Source organism: Methanothrix sp. (genome assembly GCF_016706325.1).
In the GTDB taxonomy this organism is placed as follows: domain Archaea; phylum Halobacteriota; class Methanosarcinia; order Methanotrichales; family Methanotrichaceae; genus Methanothrix.
In genome coordinates this window covers 481,789-502,574 of the sequence record NZ_JADJJX010000001.1, presented here as the reverse complement: position 1 = coordinate 502,574, position 20,786 = coordinate 481,789, and the positions used below count along the sequence as shown (strand labels likewise).

At 54.8% G+C, this 20,786-nt stretch carries 32 protein-coding genes, 1 tRNA gene and 1 pseudogene; 28 read left to right on the top strand and 6 right to left on the bottom strand.

Translation table 11 applies throughout. The features are described from left to right. Window positions 1-10: 10 nt before the first annotated feature. The 25 genes and pseudogenes from IPI63_RS02595 (at window position 11) to IPI63_RS02470 (ending at window position 13,214) form a co-directional block, all read left to right on the top strand. Complete coding sequence (locus IPI63_RS02595) at window positions 11-724, top strand: 50S ribosomal protein L2 (protein WP_214064310.1); 714 nt, start codon at window positions 11-13, stop codon at window positions 722-724. Window positions 725-733: 9 nt separating this feature from the next. Beyond that, the gene (locus tag IPI63_RS02590; protein ID WP_366850473.1) at window positions 734-1,144 is read left to right on the top strand and encodes a 30S ribosomal protein S19; all 411 of its coding nucleotides are present in this window, start codon (window positions 734-736) and stop codon (window positions 1,142-1,144) included. 9 nt (window positions 1,145-1,153) lie between these two features. Further along, window positions 1,154-1,615, top strand: a complete 462-nt coding sequence (locus IPI63_RS02585; protein WP_214064308.1) for a 50S ribosomal protein L22 — start codon at window positions 1,154-1,156, stop codon at window positions 1,613-1,615. Continuing rightward, complete coding sequence (locus tag IPI63_RS02580; RefSeq protein WP_292476454.1) at window positions 1,615-2,442, top strand: 30S ribosomal protein S3; 828 nt, start codon at window positions 1,615-1,617, stop codon at window positions 2,440-2,442. The genes IPI63_RS02585 and IPI63_RS02580 overlap by 1 nt, the downstream gene beginning before the upstream one ends. A 5-nt stretch (window positions 2,443-2,447) precedes the next feature. Beyond that, window positions 2,448-2,648 (top strand): 50S ribosomal protein L29, encoded by a 201-nt coding sequence (gene rpmC, locus IPI63_RS02575; RefSeq protein WP_214064306.1) that lies wholly within the window; start codon window positions 2,448-2,450, stop codon window positions 2,646-2,648. Further along, window positions 2,645-2,938 (top strand): ribonuclease P protein component 1, encoded by a 294-nt coding sequence (locus tag IPI63_RS02570; protein ID WP_214064305.1) that lies wholly within the window; start codon window positions 2,645-2,647, stop codon window positions 2,936-2,938. Before rpmC ends, IPI63_RS02570 begins: the two co-directional genes overlap by 4 nt. Continuing rightward, window positions 2,935-3,255, top strand: a complete 321-nt coding sequence (locus tag IPI63_RS02565) for a 30S ribosomal protein S17 (RefSeq protein ID WP_214064304.1) — start codon at window positions 2,935-2,937, stop codon at window positions 3,253-3,255. Before IPI63_RS02570 ends, IPI63_RS02565 begins: the two co-directional genes overlap by 4 nt. Continuing rightward, on the top strand, window positions 3,252-3,650 hold the full coding sequence (gene rpl14p / locus IPI63_RS02560) for a 50S ribosomal protein L14 (RefSeq protein WP_292476451.1): 399 nt from the start codon (window positions 3,252-3,254) through the stop codon (window positions 3,648-3,650). Before IPI63_RS02565 ends, rpl14p begins: the two co-directional genes overlap by 4 nt. Window positions 3,651-3,657: 7 nt before the next feature. Beyond that, window positions 3,658-4,017, top strand: coding sequence for a 50S ribosomal protein L24 (rplX, locus tag IPI63_RS02555; protein WP_214064302.1), 360 nt, complete (start codon window positions 3,658-3,660; stop codon window positions 4,015-4,017). Further along, the gene (locus IPI63_RS02550; protein WP_292476449.1) at window positions 4,014-4,718 is read left to right on the top strand and encodes a 30S ribosomal protein S4e; all 705 of its coding nucleotides are present in this window, start codon (window positions 4,014-4,016) and stop codon (window positions 4,716-4,718) included. The genes rplX and IPI63_RS02550 overlap by 4 nt, the downstream gene beginning before the upstream one ends. A 5-nt stretch (window positions 4,719-4,723) precedes the next feature. Beyond that, window positions 4,724-5,230, top strand: a complete 507-nt coding sequence (locus tag IPI63_RS02545) for a 50S ribosomal protein L5 (protein WP_366850847.1) — start codon at window positions 4,724-4,726, stop codon at window positions 5,228-5,230. Beyond that, window positions 5,227-5,379, top strand: coding sequence for a 30S ribosomal protein S14 (locus tag IPI63_RS02540; RefSeq protein WP_214064300.1), 153 nt, complete (start codon window positions 5,227-5,229; stop codon window positions 5,377-5,379). The genes IPI63_RS02545 and IPI63_RS02540 overlap by 4 nt, the downstream gene beginning before the upstream one ends. A 9-nt stretch (window positions 5,380-5,388) precedes the next feature. Beyond that, window positions 5,389-5,778, top strand: a complete 390-nt coding sequence (locus tag IPI63_RS02535) for a 30S ribosomal protein S8 (protein WP_013720120.1) — start codon at window positions 5,389-5,391, stop codon at window positions 5,776-5,778. 8 nt (window positions 5,779-5,786) lie between these two features. Beyond that, a pseudogene (locus IPI63_RS12840) lies at window positions 5,787-6,318 on the top strand (50S ribosomal protein L6). 6 nt (window positions 6,319-6,324) lie between these two features. Then, window positions 6,325-6,699 (top strand): 50S ribosomal protein L32e, encoded by a 375-nt coding sequence (locus IPI63_RS02520; protein ID WP_214064298.1) that lies wholly within the window; start codon window positions 6,325-6,327, stop codon window positions 6,697-6,699. 2 nt (window positions 6,700-6,701) lie between these two features. Then, complete coding sequence (locus IPI63_RS02515; protein WP_214064297.1) at window positions 6,702-7,163, top strand: 50S ribosomal protein L19e; 462 nt, start codon at window positions 6,702-6,704, stop codon at window positions 7,161-7,163. 1 nt (window position 7,164) lies between these two features. After that, entirely contained in the window at window positions 7,165-7,674 is a 510-nt protein-coding gene (locus IPI63_RS02510) for a 50S ribosomal protein L18 (protein WP_348528453.1), read from the top strand. A 4-nt stretch (window positions 7,675-7,678) separates the two neighbouring features. Beyond that, complete coding sequence (locus IPI63_RS02505) at window positions 7,679-8,302, top strand: 30S ribosomal protein S5 (protein WP_292476441.1); 624 nt, start codon at window positions 7,679-7,681, stop codon at window positions 8,300-8,302. Window positions 8,303-8,304: 2 nt separating this feature from the next. Then, window positions 8,305-8,760 (top strand): 50S ribosomal protein L30, encoded by a 456-nt coding sequence (locus IPI63_RS02500; protein WP_292476440.1) that lies wholly within the window; start codon window positions 8,305-8,307, stop codon window positions 8,758-8,760. Between the two features lie 5 nt (window positions 8,761-8,765). Beyond that, a complete protein-coding gene (locus tag IPI63_RS02495) occupies window positions 8,766-9,143 on the top strand; it encodes an uL15m family ribosomal protein (protein WP_292476438.1) in 378 nt (125 codons plus the stop codon). Continuing rightward, window positions 9,140-10,753: a preprotein translocase subunit SecY gene (secY, locus tag IPI63_RS02490; protein WP_292476437.1), complete on the top strand. Its 1,614-nt coding sequence runs from the start codon at window positions 9,140-9,142 to the stop codon at window positions 10,751-10,753. The genes IPI63_RS02495 and secY overlap by 4 nt, the downstream gene beginning before the upstream one ends. Next, window positions 10,750-11,358 carry a DUF106 domain-containing protein gene (locus tag IPI63_RS02485; RefSeq protein ID WP_214064292.1) on the top strand — a complete coding sequence of 203 codons (609 nt, stop codon included), beginning with the start codon at window positions 10,750-10,752 and terminating at the stop codon, window positions 11,356-11,358. Before secY ends, IPI63_RS02485 begins: the two co-directional genes overlap by 4 nt. A 2-nt stretch (window positions 11,359-11,360) precedes the next feature. Next, window positions 11,361-11,885: a (d)CMP kinase gene (gene cmk / locus IPI63_RS02480; protein ID WP_214064291.1), complete on the top strand. Its 525-nt coding sequence runs from the start codon at window positions 11,361-11,363 to the stop codon at window positions 11,883-11,885. After that, window positions 11,882-13,093: an RNA-guided pseudouridylation complex pseudouridine synthase subunit Cbf5 gene (locus tag IPI63_RS02475; protein WP_292476433.1), complete on the top strand. Its 1,212-nt coding sequence runs from the start codon at window positions 11,882-11,884 to the stop codon at window positions 13,091-13,093. Before cmk ends, IPI63_RS02475 begins: the two co-directional genes overlap by 4 nt. Window positions 13,094-13,114: 21 nt before the next feature. Continuing rightward, window positions 13,115-13,214 (top strand) — tRNA-Ser (locus IPI63_RS02470). A gap of 171 nt (window positions 13,215-13,385) precedes the next feature. Here IPI63_RS02470 and ilvA read toward each other — a convergent pair. From ilvA to IPI63_RS02455, 3 genes are read right to left on the bottom strand one after another with little or no spacing between them, the layout of a single operon-like run. Next, window positions 13,386-14,603 (bottom strand): threonine ammonia-lyase, encoded by a 1,218-nt coding sequence (ilvA, locus tag IPI63_RS02465; protein WP_292476431.1) that lies wholly within the window; start codon window positions 14,601-14,603, stop codon window positions 13,386-13,388. 16 nt (window positions 14,604-14,619) lie between these two features. After that, window positions 14,620-15,186, bottom strand: coding sequence for an NYN domain-containing protein (locus tag IPI63_RS02460; RefSeq protein ID WP_292476430.1), 567 nt, complete (start codon window positions 15,184-15,186; stop codon window positions 14,620-14,622). 57 nt (window positions 15,187-15,243) lie between these two features. Continuing rightward, the gene (locus tag IPI63_RS02455) at window positions 15,244-15,702 is read right to left on the bottom strand and encodes a peptidylprolyl isomerase (protein WP_292476428.1); all 459 of its coding nucleotides are present in this window, start codon (window positions 15,700-15,702) and stop codon (window positions 15,244-15,246) included. 143 nt (window positions 15,703-15,845) lie between these two features. On the opposite strand from IPI63_RS02455, the gene htpX reads away from it, so the two are divergent. Both htpX and IPI63_RS02445 read left to right on the top strand, forming a co-directional pair. Then, window positions 15,846-16,736 (top strand): zinc metalloprotease HtpX, encoded by an 891-nt coding sequence (htpX, locus tag IPI63_RS02450; protein WP_292476427.1) that lies wholly within the window; start codon window positions 15,846-15,848, stop codon window positions 16,734-16,736. Window positions 16,737-16,738: 2 nt separating this feature from the next. Then, window positions 16,739-17,302: a hypothetical protein gene (locus tag IPI63_RS02445; protein ID WP_292476425.1), complete on the top strand. Its 564-nt coding sequence runs from the start codon at window positions 16,739-16,741 to the stop codon at window positions 17,300-17,302. 71 nt (window positions 17,303-17,373) lie between these two features. On the opposite strand, the gene IPI63_RS02440 is transcribed toward IPI63_RS02445, so the two are convergent. The 3 genes from IPI63_RS02440 to rd all read right to left on the bottom strand — a co-directional run bounded on the left by IPI63_RS02440 (window position 17,374) and on the right by rd (window position 19,763). After that, window positions 17,374-18,207 carry a sulfite exporter TauE/SafE family protein gene (locus tag IPI63_RS02440; protein ID WP_292476424.1) on the bottom strand — a complete coding sequence of 278 codons (834 nt, stop codon included), beginning with the start codon at window positions 18,205-18,207 and terminating at the stop codon, window positions 17,374-17,376. A 159-nt stretch (window positions 18,208-18,366) separates the two neighbouring features. Then, entirely contained in the window at window positions 18,367-19,566 is a 1,200-nt protein-coding gene (locus IPI63_RS02435) for an FprA family A-type flavoprotein (protein WP_292476423.1), read from the bottom strand. Between the two features lie 32 nt (window positions 19,567-19,598). After that, window positions 19,599-19,763: a rubredoxin gene (rd, locus tag IPI63_RS02430; protein WP_214066021.1), complete on the bottom strand. Its 165-nt coding sequence runs from the start codon at window positions 19,761-19,763 to the stop codon at window positions 19,599-19,601. A gap of 495 nt (window positions 19,764-20,258) precedes the next feature. Here rd and IPI63_RS02425 point away from each other — a divergent pair, with 495 nt between their 5' ends. After that, complete coding sequence (locus IPI63_RS02425; RefSeq protein WP_214066022.1) at window positions 20,259-20,711, top strand: hypothetical protein; 453 nt, start codon at window positions 20,259-20,261, stop codon at window positions 20,709-20,711. Window positions 20,712-20,786 lie beyond the last annotated feature (75 nt).

Genomic DNA, 20,786 nt, shown 5'->3' with positions numbered 1-20,786 from the left:
GTGGAATACAATGGGACATCGAATCATATCGCAGAATAGAGGCGCAGGAGGTCCCAGGTACAGGGCACCTTCTCACCGGTATAGAGCAGAAATCAAACACCTGAAAAGAGACCATGACGAGACCGTCAAGGGCATCGTGCAGGATATTATGAGAGATCCAGCTCGAACTGCTCCCGTGGCCCTGGTGGCCTTGAACAGCGGCGAGATGAGATATATCCTGGTGCCCGAGGGGGTCTATATCGGCCAGGAGATAGCCTGCGGCATATCTGCACCGATCGAGCCTGGAAATACCCTCCCCCTGTCGGAGATACCTGAAGGCATACCGATCTGCAATGTCGAGTCGCAGCCCGGGCATGGAGGCCAGTTCGCCCGTTCCTCTGGGGTCTGTGCCATCCTCGTGGCTCATGATGTGGGCAAGACAGTGGTCCAGCTCCCCAGCGGGGAGATGAAGTGGCTCAACCCGAAGTGCATGGCAACCATTGGTGTGGTGGCCGGGGGCGGCCGCCTGGACAAACCCCTGGTCAAGGCAGGCAAGAGCTTCTATAAGTTCCAATCCAAGCCCAAGAAATGGCCTGTGGTCAGGGGCGTGGCAATGAATGCAGTCGACCATCCCTTCGGCGGCGGCGGATGGCAGCATCCTGGCAGGCCAAAGACGGTGAGCAGGAACACATCCCCTGGCAGAAAGGTGGGATCAATCGCTGCACGGAGAACCGGTAAGCGCTAGGTGATTATTTTGGCTAAGAAAGCAGGATCCAAGCTTCCAAAAAGGAAGGAAGAGTTCTTGTATCGGGGTCGGAAGATGGCCGACCTCGCCAAGTTGAGCATAGAGGAGCTTGCCGGGCTGTTTCCAGCGCGGCAGCGCAGATCGATCAAGAGAGGAATTGCCAAGGAGAACAAGAAGCTCCTGGCTAACCTGAAGAATAAAGACTCAGTCCGAACCCATATCCGGAATATGATTATCCTCCCTGATATGGTGGGCAAGAGGATCGAGATCTATAACGGCAAGAGCTTTGAGAGGGTAGAGGTCATTCCCGAGATGGTCGGGCACTTCTTCGGTGAGTTCTCTATGACGCGCGGTCGCGTCCAGCACGGAGCCGCAGGGGTGGGCGCTACCAGATCAAGCAAGTATGTGCCGCTGAAGTGAGGTGTGAGATTGGGCAGATTGAACTATTCGCTTACGCCTGCAGGACGCTCATCAAGGGCCATGGGGATGGAGCTTCACATCTCACCTAAGCATGCCCGCGAGATCTGCAGAGCGCTAAGAGGCATGAGGGCCAACCTGGCCCGTGCCTATCTGGAGGATGTGATCGCATTGAGAAGGCCTGTTCCCTTCAGAAGATACAATAAGAATGTGGCCCATAAGCGCGGCTTAGTGGGCTGGGATGCAGGCCGGTACCCTGAGAAGGCAGCGAGAGAGGTGCTGAAGGTTCTGGATAATGCCATCGCCAATGGCGAGTACAAGGGCATGGAGCCTGATAAATTGAGGATCTACCATGCCGGCACCCTCAAGGGCAGAACCATTCAGGGCTGGATGCCCCGGGCTATGGGAAGAGCCACTCCCAAGAACACTCAGACGGTGAGCGTGGAGATGGTCTTGACCGAGGTGAAGAGCTGATGTCCGTTGAGAAGAAGTTCGTGGCCGAGGGCATAACCAAGGCCCTGGTCAATGAGTTTCTGGCAAAAGAGCTGGAGAGGGCGGGATATGGCGGCATGCAGATGAACCGCACCCCCATGGGGACTCAGATCACCGTCTATGCAGAGAAGCCGGGGATGGTAATAGGCAAAGGAGGCAAACTTATCCGCAAGATAACCCGGGACCTGGACCGCAGATTCCGCCTGGACAATCCTCAGATTGATGTGCAGGATGTGGGCCGGGGCGATCTGAACGGCAGAGTGGTGGCCAACCGCCTGGCTTCATCCCTGGAGCGGGGCTGGTATTTCCGCAAGGCGGGCCAGTCCATGATGCGAAGGGTTATGGATGCCGGGGCTCTTGGCTGCGAGATCGTTATCAGCGGCAAGCTGACCGGTCCCCGTTCCAGAACAGAGAAGTTCATCGCCGGCTACATCAAGCACTCCGGCAAACCGGCCATTGAGCTCGTGGATAGTGGCTACTCTGTGGCGGTGAAGAAGCTGGGAGTTATAGGCTGCCAGGTGAGGATCATCCCGCCTGATGTCCGGCTGCCAGACGACTTCCAGATTGAGGCTCCTCCATCAGTAACAGAGCCGGCACCACCGTCTGTCCCGGCCCCTTCCCCGGCGCCAGCACCAGCGCCCGTAGAAGAGAAGAAGAGCGAGCTGGATCAGCTCCTGGAGCCGGAGCCTGAAGCGGCCAATGTCATGCCTGAACCCCTGGAGGAGCAACCCCTGCCCCAGGATGCAGCAGAGGAGGCTCCCATTATAGAAGAGGGGGACGGCAGCGCGCCTGACACCAGAGAAGAGTGATTCAAATGGCGATATTCAAGATCGATGAGATCAGAAACATGAATGCGGAAGAGATATCCGAGGAGCTCAATAAGCTCAAAAATGAGCTCATCCGCGAGAGAGGAGTCGTCACTGCCGGTGGTGCTCCAGAGAAGCCGGGGAGGATCAAAGATATCCGCCGGACGATAGCCCGGATCGAGACGGTCAAGGCGGAGCGAAGAGAGTGAGACTCATCCCCTCGAACCTGGCGAGGCACGAGCTTATCGGCCTGGATGTTCTGGTCGAGTCGAGCAGCGAGCCAGGTATCGTTGGGCTCAGAGGAAGGATTGTGGACGAGACCAGGAACACATTCCTTTTGGAGGCGGAGAGCAAGGTCTTGCGCATTCCAAAAAAGAATGCCAGCCTGACCTTCACCCTGCCTGACGGACAGAGGGTGAGGGTCGCGGGCTCGGTTTTGATCTCGCAGCCTGAGAACAGAATAATCAAGAGAATGCAGAGGACGAGGTGGAAGTTATGAGGGATATCGGACTGGACGTAGTACCACCGGAAAAAGAGTGCGACGATCCCAAGTGTCCCTTCCACGGTACCCTTCCCGTTCGCGGCCAGGTCTTCAGCTGCACTGTGGTCAGCGATAAGATGGATAACACCGTGGTAGTTATGCGCAAGTTTGAGAAGAAAGCAGCGAAGTATGAACGATTTGAGAAGAGGCAGTCCAAGATCCATGCGCACAATCCTCCATGCCTTGAAGCCAAGGCAGGAGATCGTGTCAAAATAGCTGAGTGTCGGCCCCTCTCCAAGACAAAATCCTATGTGGTAGTGGAGGTCTTGAAATGAGAGGACAGAAGGCCAAGATCCCAAGGACGATCAACGCTGGCGCATACCTGGATTGTGTAGACAATACAGGTGCGCGGATGCTACGCGTTATCTCGGTAAAGAATTACCGGGGCGTGAAAAATAGACAGCCCTGCGCAGGAATCGGGGACATGGTGATAGTCTCTGTCAAGAAGGGAACTCCTGAGATGAGAAAACAGATACTCAAGGCTGTCATCATCCGCCAGAGAAAGGAGTATCGCAGGCCCGATGGCCTCAGGGTGAAGTTCGAGGATAATGCCGCCGTCATAGTGGACGATGATGGCGTACCCAAGGGCTCAGAGGTCAAGGGACCTGTAGCCCGAGAGGTGGCGGAGAGGTTCAGCAAGATCGCCTCTGCAGCATCCATAATTGTGTGATGATTCTATGATTACAAAACAGCCCAGAAAGCAGCGGAAAGAGAGGTACACTGCACCGCTGCACAGGCGGCAAAAGTACATGCACGCCCCCCTGAGCCGGGCCCTGCGGGAGGAGCTGAAAAAGCGCAATGCTCAGATACGCAAGGGCGATACAGTCAGGGTGGTGCGTGGAGATCATGCCGGAACAGAGGGTGCAGTCGAGGATGTGGACATCAAGAGATGTACCATCAAGGTGGCGGGAGTGAGCAACTACCGTGCTGATGGAACAGAGGTACCCAGAACCATTCATCCCTCTAATGTGATAATCGTCAAGCTGGAGCTTGAGGATGCTGAGAGGGAGAAGATATTCGAGAGGCGATCTGCTTGAGCCTGCATACGAAAAGATTGACCATCCCCGTCAGCTGGCCAGTAGCCAGAAAGACAAGCGTATGGGCCCCCAAGAGCAGACCAGGCCCTCATTCATCTACAGAGAGCATGCCTCTCTTGATGGTGGTCAGAGATATGCTGAAGCTGGTGGACAATGCCCGCGAGGCCAAGACGGTTCTTTATGAGGGCAAGGTCCTGGTGGACGGCAAAGCCCAGAAGGACCACAAGCTCCCCGTAGGGATATTCGATGTCATAGGCCTGCCCCTCCTCGGTCAGCAGTACAGGATGCTGAAGGATGAGAAGGGGATGTTCTATCTGAGCCTTCTTGAGCCGGGAGAGGCGAGAAAGCTGGCCCGGATCGAGAACAAGACCATCCTGAAGGGCAGCAAGCAGCAGCTCAACCTCTCCGATGGCTCGAATAAGCTGGCGGAAGGCGAGTATAAGGTGGGCGACTCCCTGGTTTTATCCATACCGGAAAAGGATATCGATGAGAGGATCGAGTTCAAGGTCGGCAACCTGGCCATGGTCGTGGGCGGGAAGCACAGCGGCCAGATGGGGAAGATCAAGGATATAATCAAGGTGAGGAGCTCTCAGCCCAACCGAGTTATAATATCGGGCGATGAGGAGTTTGAGACCATCGAGAGGTATGTCTACATGATCGGAACAGAAAGCCCGGTCATCAAGCTGGGGGCAACCAGATGAATGCGATGCTCGAACCCCATATCGACAAGGTGGTCGTGCATGTGGGGGTAGGAGAGAGCGGTCAGAGGCTGGTGAACGCCGAGACGATCATGAAGGCGATCACCAATCAGCAGCCCGTCCGGTCAATGGCCAAGAAGACTCTGCCCACGTTCAATATAAAGAAGAAGGAGCCCATTGGCGCCAAGCTGACCCTGAGGGGCAAAGCAGCAGAGGACTTTCTGCTCCTTGCCCTCAAAGCGGCAGGCAATAGCCTGAGGAAGAGCCAGTTCGATCAGCAGGGCAACTTCTCCTTTGGCATCGAGGAGCACACCGACTTTCCTGGCATGAGATACGACCCGGAGATTGGGATATTCGGCATGGACATCTCCGTGGCCCTGAAGAGGGCCGGCTACAGGATAGCCCGGAGAAGGGTAGCCAAAAAGAAGCTACCGGCCAGACAGAGGCTGAGCCAGGATGATACAGTGGAGTTCGTCAAGAAGAAGTTTGGCGTTGAGGTCTTGGAGGCAGCATGAAGAAAGGCAAGAAGGTCTATGGAAGGGGAGCAAACGTTTGCAAGCGTTGCCGCCGCAAGAACGGCCTGGTGAGAAAGTACGGGATTTACCTGTGCCGTCAGTGCTTCCGAGAGATCGCCCCTGAAATGGGATTTGAAAAGTATTCGTAGGTGGTTGCAGTGTTATTGGATCCACTGGCCGATGCGATGTCCGTAATAAAGAATGCGGAGAGCGTAGGCAAGCCGGAATGCATCATCCATCCCGCCTCCAAGGTCATAGGAAGGGCTCTGAAGGTCATGGCGGATAGGGGATACATCGGCGAGTTTGAGTTTATTGATGATGGAAAGTCAGGAATGTTCCGGGTGAAGCTCCTGGGGAGAATCAACCGCTGTGGTGTCATCAAGCCGCGGTTCTCCACCAAGGCTACAGAGATGGAGAAGTGGGAGAAGAGGTTCCTCCCCGCCAAGAACTTCGGGGTGCTGATACTGAGCACCAACAAAGGGGTCATGGCCCACTCAGATGCCAGAGCTCAGTCCCTGGGCGGGCAGCTCCTGGCATATGTATATTAGGTGGTCTGATGGTCAAAGAGATTGCGCGACAGGTAGAGATCCCGGAAGGAGTTACAGTCTCTGTGGACAGGAATGTCGTCACAGTGAAGGGGCCGAAGGGCGAGCTGTCCCGGAGACTCTCTTATCCCGACCTGGAGATCAGCAAAGAGGATCTTCAGGTGGTTGTGAATTCCAGGGTCGATCGCAAGCGCCACAGGGCAATGGTGGGAACGCTGGCCTCTCACATAAACAATATGATTGTCGGCGTCACAAATGGATTTGAGTACAGGATGAAGGTCGTGTACTCCCACTTTCCCATCCAGCTCAAGGTAGCTTCCGATGAGCTGATCATAAACAACTTCCTCGGCGAGAGAAAGCCCCGATCTGCTCGGGTTCTGCCAGGAACCCGGGTCGAGGTAGGAAAAAGACGAAGTCGTGATTACAGGCATCGACAAAGAGAATGTTGGCCAGACCATGGCCAATATCGAACAGGCGACCCGGGTGCATGGCTTCGATGTCAGGGTATTCCAGGATGGGATATATCTGACAGACAAGAGGTGAATTCGGATGGCAGAGAGATTGCTAAGAGTCAGAACCAGGCAGAAGTCCAAGAAGCCCGAGTTCAACTTTCATGATTCACATAAAAAGAAGAAGCTTGGCACAAGCTGGCGAAAGCCCCGCGGCCTGCACAATAAGCTCAGAAAGCATATTGCTGCCAAGGGAAAGCTGGTCAAACCCGGGTTCGGAAGCCCGAAGGCCGTTCGAGGGCATCATCCCTGCGGGCTGGCTGAGGTTCTGGTCAACAACGTGGCAGAACTGGCAGCCGCTCAGGGCTGTGCAGTGCGCATTGCCTCCTCTGTGGGGATGAAAAAGCGCCTGGACATCCAGGCAGAGGCGGAGAGGATGGGGCTTAAGGTCCTCAATCCCAAAGGAGGGGCCTGAATATGTCAGGATTTACCACCCAGCGAAGGCTGGCAGCATCCGAGCTGAATATTGGCGAGAGCCGGGTCTGGATCAACCCCGATCCCGAGGTAGCCGGTCTCCTGGGCGATGCCATCACCCGGGAGGATATCCGCGCCCAGATCCAAGAGGGTAATATAAAGGCCAAGCCCAAGAAGGGCAACAGCCGGGGAAGGATCAGGGCCAAGAATGCCAAGAGAGCCTACGGCCACTGCAAGGGGGTTGGACGCAGAAGAGGCGCCAAGGGCGCTCGCAGCCCACGCAAGGAGCAGTGGATGACCAAGATCAGGGCTCTGCGAAAGAGGCTCAGGGAGCTGCGTGATTCCGGCCAGATTGACCGACATTCTTACCGCCTGCTCTATCGTAAATCCAAGGGCGGAGAGTACAGGAGTATAGCGCATATGAACTCTTACATAAAGGCCAAAGGCCTTGCCCGGAGTGAGTGACTTGGCGACCGGACCGCGGTATAAAGTCCCTCTACGCAGAAGAAAAGAGGGCAAGACCGACTATCACATCAGATATAAGCTGCTGTTATCCAAGAGACCGAGAGTTGTAGTCAGGAAGAGCAATGCCAGCACCACCCTTCAGCTGGTGGTAGCGGAGCTGGAGGGGGACAAGACCTTGCTGACGGTGAACTCCCGCGAGCTGAGGGATTTCGGCTTCTCCTCTGCTGTTGGCAATCTGCCTGCAGCATACTTGACGGGACTGCTCTTCGGAAAGAGGATGCTGGCCCTGGGAGCAGAGGGGGGAATAGCAGACATCGGACTGCATGCCTCAACCAAAGGAAACCGGATCTACGCCGCCATCAAAGGGGTAGTAGATGCGGGAGTAGATGTGCCTCACAGCCCCGAGATCTTCCCCGATGAGGAGAGGATACGGGGCGAGCACATAAAGAGCCACACCGGGAATGAGATTGTAGCCCAGTTCGAGGCTGCAAAGGAGAAGATACTGGGGTGAGTGTATGGAGCAGAGGAGAAGACGGGATTACTACCAAGAGGAGTGGATCCCCAAGACCAGGCTGGGAAAGCTGGTCTATGAGGGGCAGGTAACCACTTTCGATGAGGCCATTGCATCCGGTCTGCCCATAAAAGAGGCGGGACTGATAGATGCACTCATACCAGGGCTCGAGGATGAGGTTCTGGATATCAACATGGTTCAGAGGATGACCGATTCGGGAAGAAGGGTCAAGTTCAGAACCACAGTCATTGTGGGCAATAGAGATGGCTATATCGGCCTGGGCGAGGGAAAGGATGTCCAGGTGGGAAGGGCCATCAAGAAGGGCATCGATGATGCCAAGAGAAACGTCATGAAGGTGAACCGGGGCTGCGGAAGCTGGGAATGTGGCTGTGGCCAGCCTCATACTGTGCCCTATCAGGTGGTGGGCGAGTCCGGAAGCGTCCGGGTAGTGCTCATTCCTGCGCCGCGCGGCCTGGGTATTGCAGCCGGAGATACCAGCAAGAAGGTCATGGATATGGCTGGGATCAAGGATGTCTGGACCAGGACTGCGGGCTCCACCAGAACCACCATCAACTTCGCTAAAGCGACATACAATGCACTCGTCAATACCATAACTGTGAGGGCCTGAAGATGTTTGCCATAGTGAGATTGAGAGGGGAGGTGAACCTCAGGCCGGAGATCAAGGACACCCTGGCGATGCTCCATATCCATCGGGTCAATCACTGCGTAGTGGTCAAAGAAGACCCCCATTACCGGGGCATGATCCAGAAGGTCAAGGATTATGTGGCCTGGGGGAAGATAGATGATAGTACTCTGGCCATGCTCTTAGAGAGAAGGGGCAGACTGAGCGCTAACCGGCGCCTGACAGAGCAGTATTTAAAGGAGAATACACCTTACTCATCTTTTATGGAACTGGCTAAAGCCATCAACTCCGGATCAGCCAGTCTGAAAGATCTGCAAATCAAGCCCATATTCAGGCTGCATCCTGCTCGGAAGGGCCTTAGAACCACCAAGAAGACCGTTCAACAGGGCGGAGATCTGGGATTTCATCCGGATTTGACGGATCTTATCAAGAGGATGAGGTAGAGAAAATGGTTAGACCAAAGACCAAAAAAAAGAGAGGTCATAGAACCTACCACGGCAAGCACAAGAACATGCGCGGGGGAGGGAGCCGTGGCGGCCGTGGAGATGCAGGCAAGTGCAAGCATCACTTCATGCGATCCATCCTTCTCGGCACCGATATGGGCAAGCATGGATTCGTCCGCCTGCCTCTGGCTGAGAGGGTGGACACGGTCAATGTCGATGAGCTGGACCAGCTCGCCGGCCCGGACGGCAGGGTTGAGATCAATGAATTTAAGGTTCTCGGTCGGGGCAGGATATCCCGGAGGCTGGAGGTTAAGGCTCTGGGATTCTCCGCCAAGGCCAAGAGCAAGATCGAGGCTGCTGGTGGTCAGGCAGTAGTTGTATGAACCAGCAAAGTTTCTTTTATGCGATAGAGCCCTTTGTGCGCCGGCTCCCCTCTGTGGAGCGGCCCACAGGGCACGTCCATTTTAAGAAAAAGCTGAGCTGGACACTGGCTATATTGCTCCTGTACTTCATACTCGGAAATATACCCCTCTTTGGGCTTTCAGCAGCATCCATAGACCTTTTCAGCTCTTATCGTGCCTTCTTCGCCGGATCCTTCGGGTCGATGATGCTCTTGGGCATCGGTCCCATCGTTACTGCATCCATTGTGCTCCAGCTTCTGGTGGGCTCTGATATCATCAAACTCAATCTGAGCGATCCCCGCGATCAGGCCATCTATCAGGGCACTCAGAAGGCTCTGGTCTTTGTGATGGTTGCAGTGGAGGGGCTGCCTCAGGTCTTGGGCGGCTATCTTCTGCCCGATGCAGGGGTAGCGAATGCTCTGGGCGTCTCCTTAGGCGTTATATCTTTCTTGATATTTATTCAGGTCTTTATTGGTGGATCTCTTATCGTCTATATGGATGAGGTCGTCTCCAAATGGGGTGTGGGATCGGGTGTGGGCCTCTTCATCGTGGCGGGAATAAGCCAGCAATTGGTCACTGGTCTGATCAATCCGGCCCGAGGCGATGCTGGGTTGGCAGTGGGCATCATCCCCAAGTGGATTGATATCATCAGGCTGCAGCTTATCAGCTTTGATACCCTCTTCACCTCTGAGGGGCTGAGATTCATCATGATCACCGGCGGGATCCTGGCCCTGATATCCACCATTCTGATCATATTGCTGGTCGTCTTGGTGGAGTCAACCAGAATCGAGATTCCTCTGGCCCACAGCCGGGTGCGGGGTGCAAGAGGCCGCTTCCCGGTTAAGCTGGTCTATGCATCAGTCCTTCCCATGATCCTGGTGAGGGCTATTCAGGCCAATATCGAGATGCTGGGGGCATTGCTGGCATCAAGGCTTGGGGTGGTCTCCACAGCCACTGTGACTGGCGAGGGAGTGACCACGGTCTATACCGGCTACTCCAGCCTCCTGGGCAATTTCATATCTCAGTCCCAGTTTGATGCCGCCACCGGCGCTGCCATCAGCGGACAATCACCCCAGCCGGTATCAGGGCTCATGTATTACCTCTCGCCCATAGGAGGGCCGGGCGACTGGATTCCCAGCATGGTGACAACATCCACAGCCGGGATGACTGAGCTTGGCTTCTCGCCCATTGCCGGCTGGCAGATCCTCTTGCATGTGCTCACAGATTCCGTCTTCCTGATCCTCGGCGGCATTCTGTTCGCCATATTCTGGATTGAGACCACTGGAATGGGGCCCAAGAGCGTCGCTGCCAAGATCCATAACTCTGGACTGCAGGTCCCCGGCTACAGAAGGAACCCGGCATCAATCGAGAGGCTGATGGAGCGGTATATTCCAAAGGTGACTGTGATCGGCGGCGTGATCATTGGGGTCTTGACACTGGTTGCCAGCCTTCTGGGAACCCTGGGCGGGGCAGGCGGTACCGGCCTGTTGCTTGCAGTGAGCATCGTCTATCGGCTCTACGAGCAGATAGCCAGCGAGCAGATCCAGGAGATGTACCCGATGATGCAGAAGTTCTTTGGAGCTTCCGCATGAAGCAATCCATGTCCAGTTCGCTGGATCGAGCGGCCCTGATCGCGGGCATACTCCTTTTTTTTGGAGTGATGGTAGAGGATTACAGAAGCCTGTTGGGACAGGTCATGAACCATCTTTTGGGATGGCTGCCCCAGACGGGGCTCTCATTCCCTGTGATCCTCTTCATCCTGGCGGCCATAACCGGCCTTTATGCCAGCCTGGTTCAGAAGTATACCATGGACTGGGAGTTCATGCGCCGCCAGCAGGAGAAGATGAGGGCTCTGCAGAGCAATATGAGAGCGGCTCAGCTGGCGGGGGATCAGGCCAAGATCCAGTCCTTGCAGACTGAGCAGATGAAGATGGTCTCAGAGCAGGGGAAGATGATGCAGATGCAGTTCAAGCCCATGCTCTACATCGGCATCATATCCATCCCCCTCTTCATGTGGATATATTTCTACATAAAAAGCTCCGGGGGGATCATGATGACCTTTCCCTTCTGGGGGCCGCATAACATTCAGGAGACGGTTTTGGGGCCGATCCTCTACTGGTTCTACTGGTATTTTGTCTGCTCACTGCCGGTATCGCAGATCATCAGAAAGGCTCTGGACATAGGGAGCATGAGCTGAAGATGATAATCACCATCAGCGGCTCTCCGGGCACGGGGACCTCCACCCTGGCCCGGGCCCTATCCCTCCAGCTCGGCCTGCCCTGGGTCAATTCCGGGGAGCTGTTCCGGAAGATCGCCAGCGAGAAGAACATATCAGTCAAGGATATGAACCGCATGGCGGAGAAGGGGCCAGAGGTCGATTATATGATCGATGATGCCCAAAGAGCCCTGGCCAAAGGGGGGGCGGGGGTCTTCGAAGGAAGGCTTTCAGGCCACCTTCTGGACGCCGAGCTCAAGGTCCTCTTGAAGTCCGATCTGAGGATCCGGGCGGAACGGATATCCAAGCGGGAGTCAAAGCTCCTGGAGGATGCCTGTCGGGAGACCAGACTGCGAGAGGAGAGCGAGGCCCGCAGGTATAAGAAATACTATAACATAGATATCAATGACCTTAACGTCTACGATCTGGTGGTGGATACGGGGAGGTTCAATGAGGCGGGCACCTTGGCCATCGTTCTTGCGGCGGCGAGGGCCTTGCAGTCTCCATGATTCACAGGCCGAGAAAGGATAAGGGCGAGCTGTCAGGAGATCGGGCCACCCGGCAGCCCTCAAGATATTCCAGACAATCGAAGAAGTCCGGGCGGAGATCATCCACAGCTTCGGCCCGCTCATCATTCCAGCCTCTGACCGGCGAGGGAAAGGGGAGAGATTCTCAGTCCGGCCTCAAGATCCTTCCAGTGGATAGAACGAGGTCGGTCCTGATGAAGAGAAGAGGCAAGACCGATCCTGCTTATGGCACCTCCCCCCGGGAGAGGGGCCTGGAGATGCATCTTCGTTTAGGGGCCATCAATCTGGACAAGACCTCCGGGCCGACGAGCCATGAGATCGTGGCCTGGGTGAAGAGGATTTTAGAGGTGGATAAGGCCGGCCACAGCGGCACCCTCGATCCCAAGGTAACAGGCATCCTGCCCGTTCTCCTAGGGGATGCGACCCGGGTCATGGAGACTCTGCTCATGGCAGGAAAGGAGTACATCTGCCTGATGCATGTTCACAAGCCAGTGCCCAAAAGGCGCATCATCGAGGTCTGCGGGCAGTTTGTGGGCCCCATACTGCAAAAGCCCCCTCTGAAGTCCTCCGTAGTCAAGGAGTTGCGTACCAGGACCATCTATTATCTGGAGGTGCTGGAGATCGAGGAGCAGCATGTTCTGATGAGGGTGGGCTGCCAGGCGGGGACCTACATCAGGAAGCTCTGCTACGATATGGGCCTCGCCCTGGGGACGGGGGCTAACATGGAGGAGCTGCGCCGGACCCGGGCCGGCCCCTTTCGCGAGGATGATACCCTGGCTACCTTACACCAGCTCATGGATGCCTATATGGCCTATAAAGAGAGAGGGGATGAGAGCCTGCTTCGCCGGGTGATACAGCCGGTGGAGGCAGCCCTGGCGCATCTGCCCCGGCTGGAGATAGCGGACAATGCTGTGGATGCCATATGCCACGGCGCGCCCCTGGCCGCCCCAGGCCTTCTGAGCCTGGAGACGGGGATCAGCCGGGGGGATGATGTGGTCCTCTTCACACTGAAAGGAGAAGCTGTAGCCATTGCCAGAGCGGAGCTGAGCAGTGAGGAGATGCTGGCCTCAAGTTCGGGAATCGTGGCAGCGACCGAAAGGGTAATAATGGAGCCCGGCACCTATCCGAAGGCGTGGAAGCTGGCCGAGAGGGACGGCTCCACTGAGATAAGGGCAGAAGCAAAGCGATGAAATCCCAAGTTCATAACCTGTGCCGAGGTCGTCTAGCGGTAGGGCGCCAGCCTGGAGTGAGCATCTCCTGGATAGCTGGTGACTCGCAAGGGTCACGTGAGTTCGAATCTCACCCTCGGCGCTGTTTTTTTTACATCCATCCCCGCATCTCGCCGCCCAATATCCCCTCGTTCAGCTCTCTGCCGGAGTGCTCTCAGCGGGCTATTCATTTAAGATAAATCGCCTTCGGGAGGTGATTTGTGCTCCTCATATTGAATCCTCTCCCAAACCATCTCTTATATCTGATCTCTTCTTATATCTGATCTTTTTTATATCTGTATCCCGCTCCTTCCAGAGCCCTCTCGATCTCCTTTATATGCTCGAAACCCCTTGTCTCCAGCTCCAGGTCCACCCGGGTGTAGCTGAATGCCACTCCGCTCTCATTTCGGGCATGGTGGATGTGCACCACATTTGCCTCCTGACCGGCCAGCAGGCTCAGGAGGCGGGCCAATGATCCGGGAGCATCCCTCAGGCAAAGGGAAAGATGCATCAGTCTCCCATCCCGGCGTAAGCCAGTAGCGATGATCCTCTCCAAGAGCAGGCTGTCCAGATTGCCGCCGCTCACCACCAGCACTATACGGCTTCCCTCTTCGATCTGCAGCGATCCGCCGACGAGCGCCGCCAGAGGGGTAGCAGCCGCCCCCTCCGCTAAAGTGCGCTTGCGTTCCAAAAGCCTGAGCACTGCAGAGGCGATCTGATCATCGTCCACCAGAATGATATCGTCCACCAGCTTCTGCAGCAGCGGGAATGGGGCCTCGCCCACCTGGGTGACCATGATGGCATCGGCGATCGAGCCCTGCTCCTCGGCCTGGATCTCCACCGGCCTTCCAAGCTCCAGAGCCGTTTTTGCTGAGGGGCAGGATGCCGCCTGCACCCCCACCACCCTCGCCTCCGGCCGGATGGCCTTGGCTGCCAGGGCAACGCCCGCTATCAGTCCCCCTCCACCCACTGGCACTATGATGAGATCCGTGTTGGGCAGGTCCTCCAGGATCTCCAGGCCTACAGTCCCCTGGCCGGCTATGATCTCCTCATCGTCATAAGGATGAATGAAGATCCTGTCCGTCTCCTGAGCCATTCGCCGGCCGATATCTATGCTCTCCACCAGGCTGCTGCCCTGCAGCCTCACCTCTGCCCCATAAGCGCGTGTGGCCTCCTGCTTGGAGATCGAGGCCCAGACGGGCATGATGATCGTGGCCGGGACACCAGCAGAACAGGCGGCCAAGGCCACCCCCTGAGCATGGTTTCCCACTGAGGCTGCTACGACCCCGGTCTGGATCTCAGTCGGATGGGACAGGAGTTTGTATGTGGCCCCCCTGACCTTGAACGAGCCGCACATCTGCAGGTTCTCCAGCTTCAGATAGACCTCGGCATTGGCCATTCTGCTGAAGGTGGGGGAGTAGACCAGTGGGGTGCGAATGACCTCATCCTTAAGGAGATCGGCCGCCTTCAGGACATCAAAGAAACCGATCATGATATCTTCTGTCTCTTTATCTTGCCACCAGGTCAATCAGATCCTGATCGATTGGAGTTCTCTCGTCCACTGCAGACAGGAGTTCATCGTGAATGGAGCTCTCTGAGTAGAAGAGGGTCACCAGGACCCCTGCCTCCTTTGCTGCCTCGATGGCAGGGAGAAAGTCGCTGTCCCCTGTGACTATAACTGCTTTTCCTATCATCCGGCCACAGCTCAGCCGGACCAGATCGGCAGCCAGAGCTATATCCACCCTCTTTTGCACAAATTCTCCTCCCACCAAGCCCAGCCGGCCCAGCTTGACCTCGAATCTGGGGAGCTTTCGCAGGGTATAGACGAACTTGTCCATGGAGGCAAACCTGCGGCTCTCTTCCTCTGTGGAGGGGTTGCTCTGGTAGGGCATACAATTATAATAATAAGTACGAAGACGCTCGTACTCGCCGCAGAGAATGTCCGAAAAACGGGCAAGGTCGATCTTCGGTTTCCCGAAATCGACATCTAAAATCTTGGTCAAATAGGCACCATCGATGAAGACTGCTGCACGATCAGCCAAACTGTTCACATCCAGGTCCATAATTACTGCCATCCACCAGGAACGGCAGTGAATTATTATCTTTACCTACTTTCTCATCCTAACATATATCTAATTTGCGTTCCCCGATGGCTCCTTGCTCCGGGTTATCTCTATCAGCTTGATATCGAAGTAAAGCGTCTGCTCGACCAGGGGATGATTTGCATCCAGGGTGACTGTGGTCTCTGTCACATCGGTAACCTGTGCGGGGACATAGCTGCCATCGGAGATACAGATCTCAAGGTTCATTCCTTCCACAGGCACCAGATCTGATGGAAAGTCCTTTTTATCCATGGTTATGGCCCGATCTTCCCGGTAATGGCCATAGCCCTTTTCCGGAGGTATCTGAACCGTCTTGGACTCTCCCGGACTCATCCCAATCACCGCCTCTTCAAAGCCGGGGATAAATGCGCCTGATCCGATCTCAAATTCCAGTGGATCACATCCTTCTGATGTATCGAATATTACGCCCGTGCTCAGCTTTCCTGTGTAGTGCACCTTTACAGTGTCGCCTATTTTAGCCTGTGCCATTAGAGATCCTCCTCTGCTATTCGCAACTCAATTCCAATAACTTGCATATAGCTTCATCTATATGAGAAGATCCATATCTAGGTAGCGACAAATTAATAGCTGATCGGTTTAGCATTATTTCAAGGTCAAAGGTGGGATTGGAGATGATTAGATGGAAGGCTGATCGAGGGCTTGAAGCCAGAATGCTGCTTACTATGTTCCTTTTAGCGATCCTCTACCTGGCGTTTCTGGCAGTTCTCGTCTCCCAGGGCGTCAGCAATATGGTGATCATAATCATCATGGGCGGATTCATGCTCCTTCAGTATTATTATTCCGATAGGATGATCCTGACGAGCATGGGTGCGAGAATAGTCTCGGAGAGCGAGGCCCCCGAGCTTCATCAAATCGTCTCCCGGCTCTGCGCCATCGCCGATCTGCCCATGCCCAAAATCGCCGTGGTGAACAGCTCAATGCCGAATGCCTTCGCCACGGGCAGAAACCAGAAGAATGCAGTGGTGGCTGTGACCACGGGCATAGTGCAGAGGCTGAATCATAGCGAGCTGGAGGCGGTCCTGGCCCATGAGCTGACTCATGTGAAGAACAGGGATATGATGGTCATGACCATAGCCACATTCCTCTCCTCCATCGCCCAGCTCCTGGTAAGGTATCTGCCTTTCATGGGTGGTGGGGGTGGAGGCAGAGGACGCGATCGCGACTCTGGGGGCAGCTTTGTAGTGGTATTCATAGTCTCCCTGCTGGTGTGGGTCCTGAGCTTCATTCTCATCCAGGCCCTATCCAGATATCGGGAGTTTGCTGCCGACCGCGGTGCGGCGATCATCACCGGCCAGCCATCCAACCTGGTGAGTGCCCTGATGAAGATAAGCGGTTTTAAGGTGCCCACAGAGGATCTGAGAAGGGTGGAGGGACCGGTCAGCGCCCTGTTCATAGTCCCTGCCCTCACCCGTTCATCCCTCATGAACCTCTTCTCCACCCATCCCACTCTGGAGGCCAGGATAGAGGCTCTGCAGAGGATCGAGCAGAGCGGAGCGATCTGAATATGGGATTTTTGGACTCTATCCTGGGAAAGACCCGCCTTCCCGATGCCAAGATCGACCGGCTCTTTGCCATCTCCACCGCCTGTGTGACAATGGAGGCCAACCTCGACCTTGTGCCGGATGGGCAGGCAGGGGTATGCATCAAGCCTATGGAGTCCTCTTATTATGAATCTGCCCGAAAGGAGATCGAGGGTCTTCTCGGTCTGAGCTTCAAGGAGACTGGAACATCGTTCAGCTTCCAGAAGGATGAGTACGGCTACGCCTGGGTGGTCCTTACTGATCCGGGCTTTGAAGACCTGGTGACCAATATCCAGATGATCTGCCAGATCCTTATGGAGCAGGGATTTGGAACCCAGCTTCTGGCAGCAGTCTACAGATTCAAGGGAGAGGTTACTGCATACTGGATCTACAGCTTCAAGCTGGGATTATACTATCCCTTTGTGCCCAAGCCCGGCAAGCAACGCGATACGGCAATGGAGTTCCGGCTGAAGGCGGTGATGCAAAAGGAGCTGCCCATCGAGAAGGATATGGCTAAGTGGTATCCCATGTGGGGAATGCCCTTATAGGGTCTGCTCTTATAGGGTCTATTCTTATAGGGTCTACTCTTATAGGGTCTGCTCTTATAATTTCCAAAAACCTAAAATCCTATCCAATTGAACAGCCCCATCATCTTCAGGCCGATGATGATCATCAGGGCGACAAAGACCCTCTTCAGCTTCTGCTCTGAGATCTTATGGGTGGCATTTGCACCCCAATGGGCAGTCAGCATGCTCGCTCCAGCCAGAAGGATGAATTGAAGCAGATCGATATAGCCCACACAGTGAGCGGGAAGCCTTGCCACCCCCCAGCCGTTGATGGCATAGGAGATGGTCCCTCCCATGGCGTTGAAGGCAATGGCCACAGTCGACGTCCCCACTGCCTGATACATGGTGAAGCCCATAGCAATCACCATAGCGGGGACGAGTATCACCCCTCCCCCTATTCCCGTCAGGCCGGAGATCAGCCCGATTGCCACCCCCCATAGAACATAGGGCACGAGGCCCTCGACCACCTGGGGCCTGCTGCGCCTCAGCTCCCGAGCGAAGATCATTCGCAATGCTCCTGCCAGGATCACAAGGCCGAAGATCATTCTGAGAAGCTCTCCTGGGGCATGGGCGGCGATGGTTCCGCCCAGTAAGGCTCCCACCAGGCCAGAGAGGCCCAATGTCACACCCTGGCGCCAGAGCACAACCCCCTGGCAGATATGGCCATGGCATCCGCAGAGCGATGTGGGCAGTATGACGGCCAGAGAGGTGCCAAAGGCCACCCTGGTGGAGAGGGTCGGATCCACCCCCATAGATGTGAGAGCCCAGATCTGCACTGGGACCATTATAAAGCCACCTCCCACTCCCAGCATGCCACAGGCAAATCCCACCACCATGCCCGTCAGCAGGAGAATGAGAATATAGATGAGCATCGATTCTGCTATCATAGCCAAAGCCAATTGCAAATGAATCCCTTCGTGTCATCCCATCTTATCTCATTTTATCTGACCATATCTAATTTTATCAGATCATATCTAATTTTATCTGATCATATCTCATATTGACGGGGGATTAGGTGGGATTTGCTATTTCGTTATTTCTGATCTTCACTTGGCCGCATTCTGAGACTGGATCAGCTCCCGGTGTTTGGCCAAAATCTCATCTGCCAGCTGGTCCAGACGGCGAAAATCAGCCTCCTTGGGATATCCCTTGGCTATCACGGGATCGAAGAGCTGCAGCTTCAGGTTGGGCATAGTCTGGGTGATCTGCTCCAGCATCCGCCCTCCCCAGCCGAATGAGCCAATTATGGATGCATACCTGGTCTTCGGCCGGAGGGCATTGGCCAGGATGGCGGCGTAAAGGGCGAGGGGATGGGCACCGGAGAGAACTGTTGGCGTGCCTATGACCACAGTTGCAGCGTCCACCAGGGACTCGGCTAAAGATCCAATATCGCTATTGGTGAGATCGAACCGTTTGACCTCGATGCCCCTGGTGATCAGGGAGTCTGCGAAGTAGTCGATCATGGCCTTTGTCGACCCATGCATGGAGACGAAAGGCAGGACCACCTGGTTTTTGACCTCATCCGAGGACCATGTGCGATAGGCATTCAATATGAACTCCGGTCGAGCATAGATGGGGCCGTGGCTGGGGGCGATGAGATCGATATCAAGGCTCGATATCCTCTCCAGATGCTTTTTGATGTGCTGGCGGAAGGGCATCATGATCTCTGCATAATACCTCTTTGCTGCCCTGTAGACCACTGCCTCATCAGCATAAAGATCGCTGGTAGCCAGATGCGAGCCCAAGAAATCACAACTGAAGAGCATTCGGTCTGCGGCAAGATAGGTCAGTATGGTATCAGGCCAGTGGACCCAGGGGGCAGAGATGATCTGCAGGCTCTTGCCTCCCAGGTCGATTGTATCGCCATCCTTAAGCTCCTGTGTTCTCTCTTTATCCACCAGGCCGAACTCAACCAGAAGCTCCAGACATCTTGCCGAGCCGGCAACTTTTGAGTCTGGGTATTGCTCCGCCAGCCGACCCAGGCTTCCGCTGTGATCCTGCTCTGCATGCTGGGCGATTATGTAGTCGATCTTCTCTATGCCCAGGGCATTCAGGTTATCGATGAGCGCATCGGCCTTGGTCGAATCCACAGCATCGATGAGCGCGATCTTCTCCTTTCCCTGGATCAGGTATGAGTTATAGCTGGTTCCATCGGGGAGGGGAATCAGGGCATCAAAGAGCCTGCGGTCCCAATCTATTGCTCCGATGGAGAGTATTCCCGGTTTTATCTCTCTTATGAGTGTCATCTCTCTTCTCCTGCTAGCTTCCTGGTTGCTGTTCATTTGAGTTCTACGAAGTCGCTCTTTGGTGCGCCGCATTGGGGACAGGTCCAACTCTCCGGTAACTCCTCAAAGGGGGTGTTGGGGGCGATGCCGGAGTCCGGATCTCCTTTCTCGGGATCGTAGATGTATCCACAGATAGTGCACTGGTACCTTTTTGCCATGAAAACCACCTTCTTGTATTGCCAATCATCCTTGTTTGAGTATAAGCATTTGCTTTGCATAAGAGCAGCCATAGGAAAAAGCTGAAATAACAATGATTTCAATAAGTACCTCGATTCGAGGTGTTTAAATGGAAGGCACCGGATCAAAGAGAGAAGGCAAGTTCAAATGCAAGATCTGTCGCATGATATTTGAGTCGAAGGAAGAGCTGAAGTTTCATATGATGGAGGAGCACAACAAAAGGTGATTTGTCTTACAGCTGAGGAGTTGAGAGATAACCGGCGGCTGGCTGCACAAGTCAAAATCTATTCTCATTGATGGGGCTGGCCTGCTCTCTTGTTCCCTTTTTCAGCTTTTTTCCGTCTCTTCTGGCCAGTCCGGGCCACATTGCAGAGGGCGGGTTTATATATCAAGCGGTATATCTCATATCATATCACATCATATCATATCCTGATCTTAAGAGGAATATGACGGCGATATCCGAGGAGGCGATCGTGATGAGGAGAGTTTCGATCATTCTTTTAGTTCTCATTCTCATGCTCCTTGCACTGGCAGTGGCGGCAGCTGCTGGCAGCAAAGATAGGATTCAAAGCGTCGGCGGCGAGTTTGGGCGGAATTGGCTGGAGGGCAACCTGGCAATCAAGAGCAATAAGACTGCTCCTGATAATCGCAGCAATCTAAGTCGAGCAGATCCCTTCAGCGAAGACTGGCTGGGCATAACCTCGATCCTGAAGGCCAGCAATACGACAGAGAAGAAGCCTCAAGTGAGCAGCAAACAAGAGCTTCCCTACTCCTTCAGTCGGATGATCACGCCCGTTCACCAAATAGATGCCAGTTGGAACCAGAGCAATATGGTCATGGCATTGCCTGAACCTGATAAGAGCGGACTTATAAATGGCATTCCGGCAGAGATTTACTATGCGATAGGACCTGCGTATTATAATTTCTGAGTATGAAGGAGGGGTCGAACTTCTATTAAGATGGCTCTTGAAGATGGGACAAAGCTGCTGCAATTGATTCAAGAA

What these genes read in the sequence shown, in the direction of transcription:
- IPI63_RS02505 (WP_292476441.1), top strand. Translation starts at nt 7,679, where the DNA reads ATGGAGCAGAGGAGAAGACGGGATTACTACCAAGAGGAGTGGATCCCC.
- IPI63_RS02595 (WP_214064310.1), top strand. Translation starts at nt 11, where the DNA reads ATGGGACATCGAATCATATCGCAGAATAGAGGCGCAGGAGGTCCCAGG.
- IPI63_RS02440 (WP_292476424.1), bottom strand. Translation starts at nt 18,207, where the DNA reads ATGATAGCAGAATCGATGCTCATCTATATTCTCATTCTCCTGCTGACG.
- rpl14p (WP_292476451.1), top strand. Translation starts at nt 3,252, where the DNA reads ATGAGAGGACAGAAGGCCAAGATCCCAAGGACGATCAACGCTGGCGCA.
- IPI63_RS02580 (WP_292476454.1), top strand. Translation starts at nt 1,615, where the DNA reads ATGTCCGTTGAGAAGAAGTTCGTGGCCGAGGGCATAACCAAGGCCCTG.
- IPI63_RS02500 (WP_292476440.1), top strand. Translation starts at nt 8,305, where the DNA reads ATGTTTGCCATAGTGAGATTGAGAGGGGAGGTGAACCTCAGGCCGGAG.
- htpX (WP_292476427.1), top strand. Translation starts at nt 15,846, where the DNA reads ATGATTAGATGGAAGGCTGATCGAGGGCTTGAAGCCAGAATGCTGCTT.
- cmk (WP_214064291.1), top strand. Translation starts at nt 11,361, where the DNA reads ATGATAATCACCATCAGCGGCTCTCCGGGCACGGGGACCTCCACCCTG.
- IPI63_RS02475 (WP_292476433.1), top strand. Translation starts at nt 11,882, where the DNA reads ATGATTCACAGGCCGAGAAAGGATAAGGGCGAGCTGTCAGGAGATCGG.
- IPI63_RS02520 (WP_214064298.1), top strand. Translation starts at nt 6,325, where the DNA reads ATGGCAGAGAGATTGCTAAGAGTCAGAACCAGGCAGAAGTCCAAGAAG.
- IPI63_RS02540 (WP_214064300.1), top strand. Translation starts at nt 5,227, where the DNA reads ATGAAGAAAGGCAAGAAGGTCTATGGAAGGGGAGCAAACGTTTGCAAG.
- IPI63_RS02435 (WP_292476423.1), bottom strand. Translation starts at nt 19,566, where the DNA reads ATGACACTCATAAGAGAGATAAAACCGGGAATACTCTCCATCGGAGCA.
- IPI63_RS02485 (WP_214064292.1), top strand. Translation starts at nt 10,750, where the DNA reads ATGAAGCAATCCATGTCCAGTTCGCTGGATCGAGCGGCCCTGATCGCG.
- IPI63_RS02425 (WP_214066022.1), top strand. Translation starts at nt 20,259, where the DNA reads ATGAGGAGAGTTTCGATCATTCTTTTAGTTCTCATTCTCATGCTCCTT.
- rd (WP_214066021.1), bottom strand. Translation starts at nt 19,763, where the DNA reads ATGGCAAAAAGGTACCAGTGCACTATCTGTGGATACATCTACGATCCC.
- IPI63_RS02445 (WP_292476425.1), top strand. Translation starts at nt 16,739, where the DNA reads ATGGGATTTTTGGACTCTATCCTGGGAAAGACCCGCCTTCCCGATGCC.
- IPI63_RS02545 (WP_366850847.1), top strand. Translation starts at nt 4,724, where the DNA reads ATGCTCGAACCCCATATCGACAAGGTGGTCGTGCATGTGGGGGTAGGA.
- IPI63_RS02565 (WP_214064304.1), top strand. Translation starts at nt 2,935, where the DNA reads ATGAGGGATATCGGACTGGACGTAGTACCACCGGAAAAAGAGTGCGAC.
- IPI63_RS02455 (WP_292476428.1), bottom strand. Translation starts at nt 15,702, where the DNA reads ATGGCACAGGCTAAAATAGGCGACACTGTAAAGGTGCACTACACAGGA.
- rpmC (WP_214064306.1), top strand. Translation starts at nt 2,448, where the DNA reads ATGGCGATATTCAAGATCGATGAGATCAGAAACATGAATGCGGAAGAG.
- IPI63_RS02495 (WP_292476438.1), top strand. Translation starts at nt 8,766, where the DNA reads ATGGTTAGACCAAAGACCAAAAAAAAGAGAGGTCATAGAACCTACCAC.
- IPI63_RS02460 (WP_292476430.1), bottom strand. Translation starts at nt 15,186, where the DNA reads ATGGCAGTAATTATGGACCTGGATGTGAACAGTTTGGCTGATCGTGCA.
- IPI63_RS02515 (WP_214064297.1), top strand. Translation starts at nt 6,702, where the DNA reads ATGTCAGGATTTACCACCCAGCGAAGGCTGGCAGCATCCGAGCTGAAT.
- ilvA (WP_292476431.1), bottom strand. Translation starts at nt 14,603, where the DNA reads ATGATCGGTTTCTTTGATGTCCTGAAGGCGGCCGATCTCCTTAAGGAT.
- secY (WP_292476437.1), top strand. Translation starts at nt 9,140, where the DNA reads ATGAACCAGCAAAGTTTCTTTTATGCGATAGAGCCCTTTGTGCGCCGG.
- rplX (WP_214064302.1), top strand. Translation starts at nt 3,658, where the DNA reads ATGATTACAAAACAGCCCAGAAAGCAGCGGAAAGAGAGGTACACTGCA.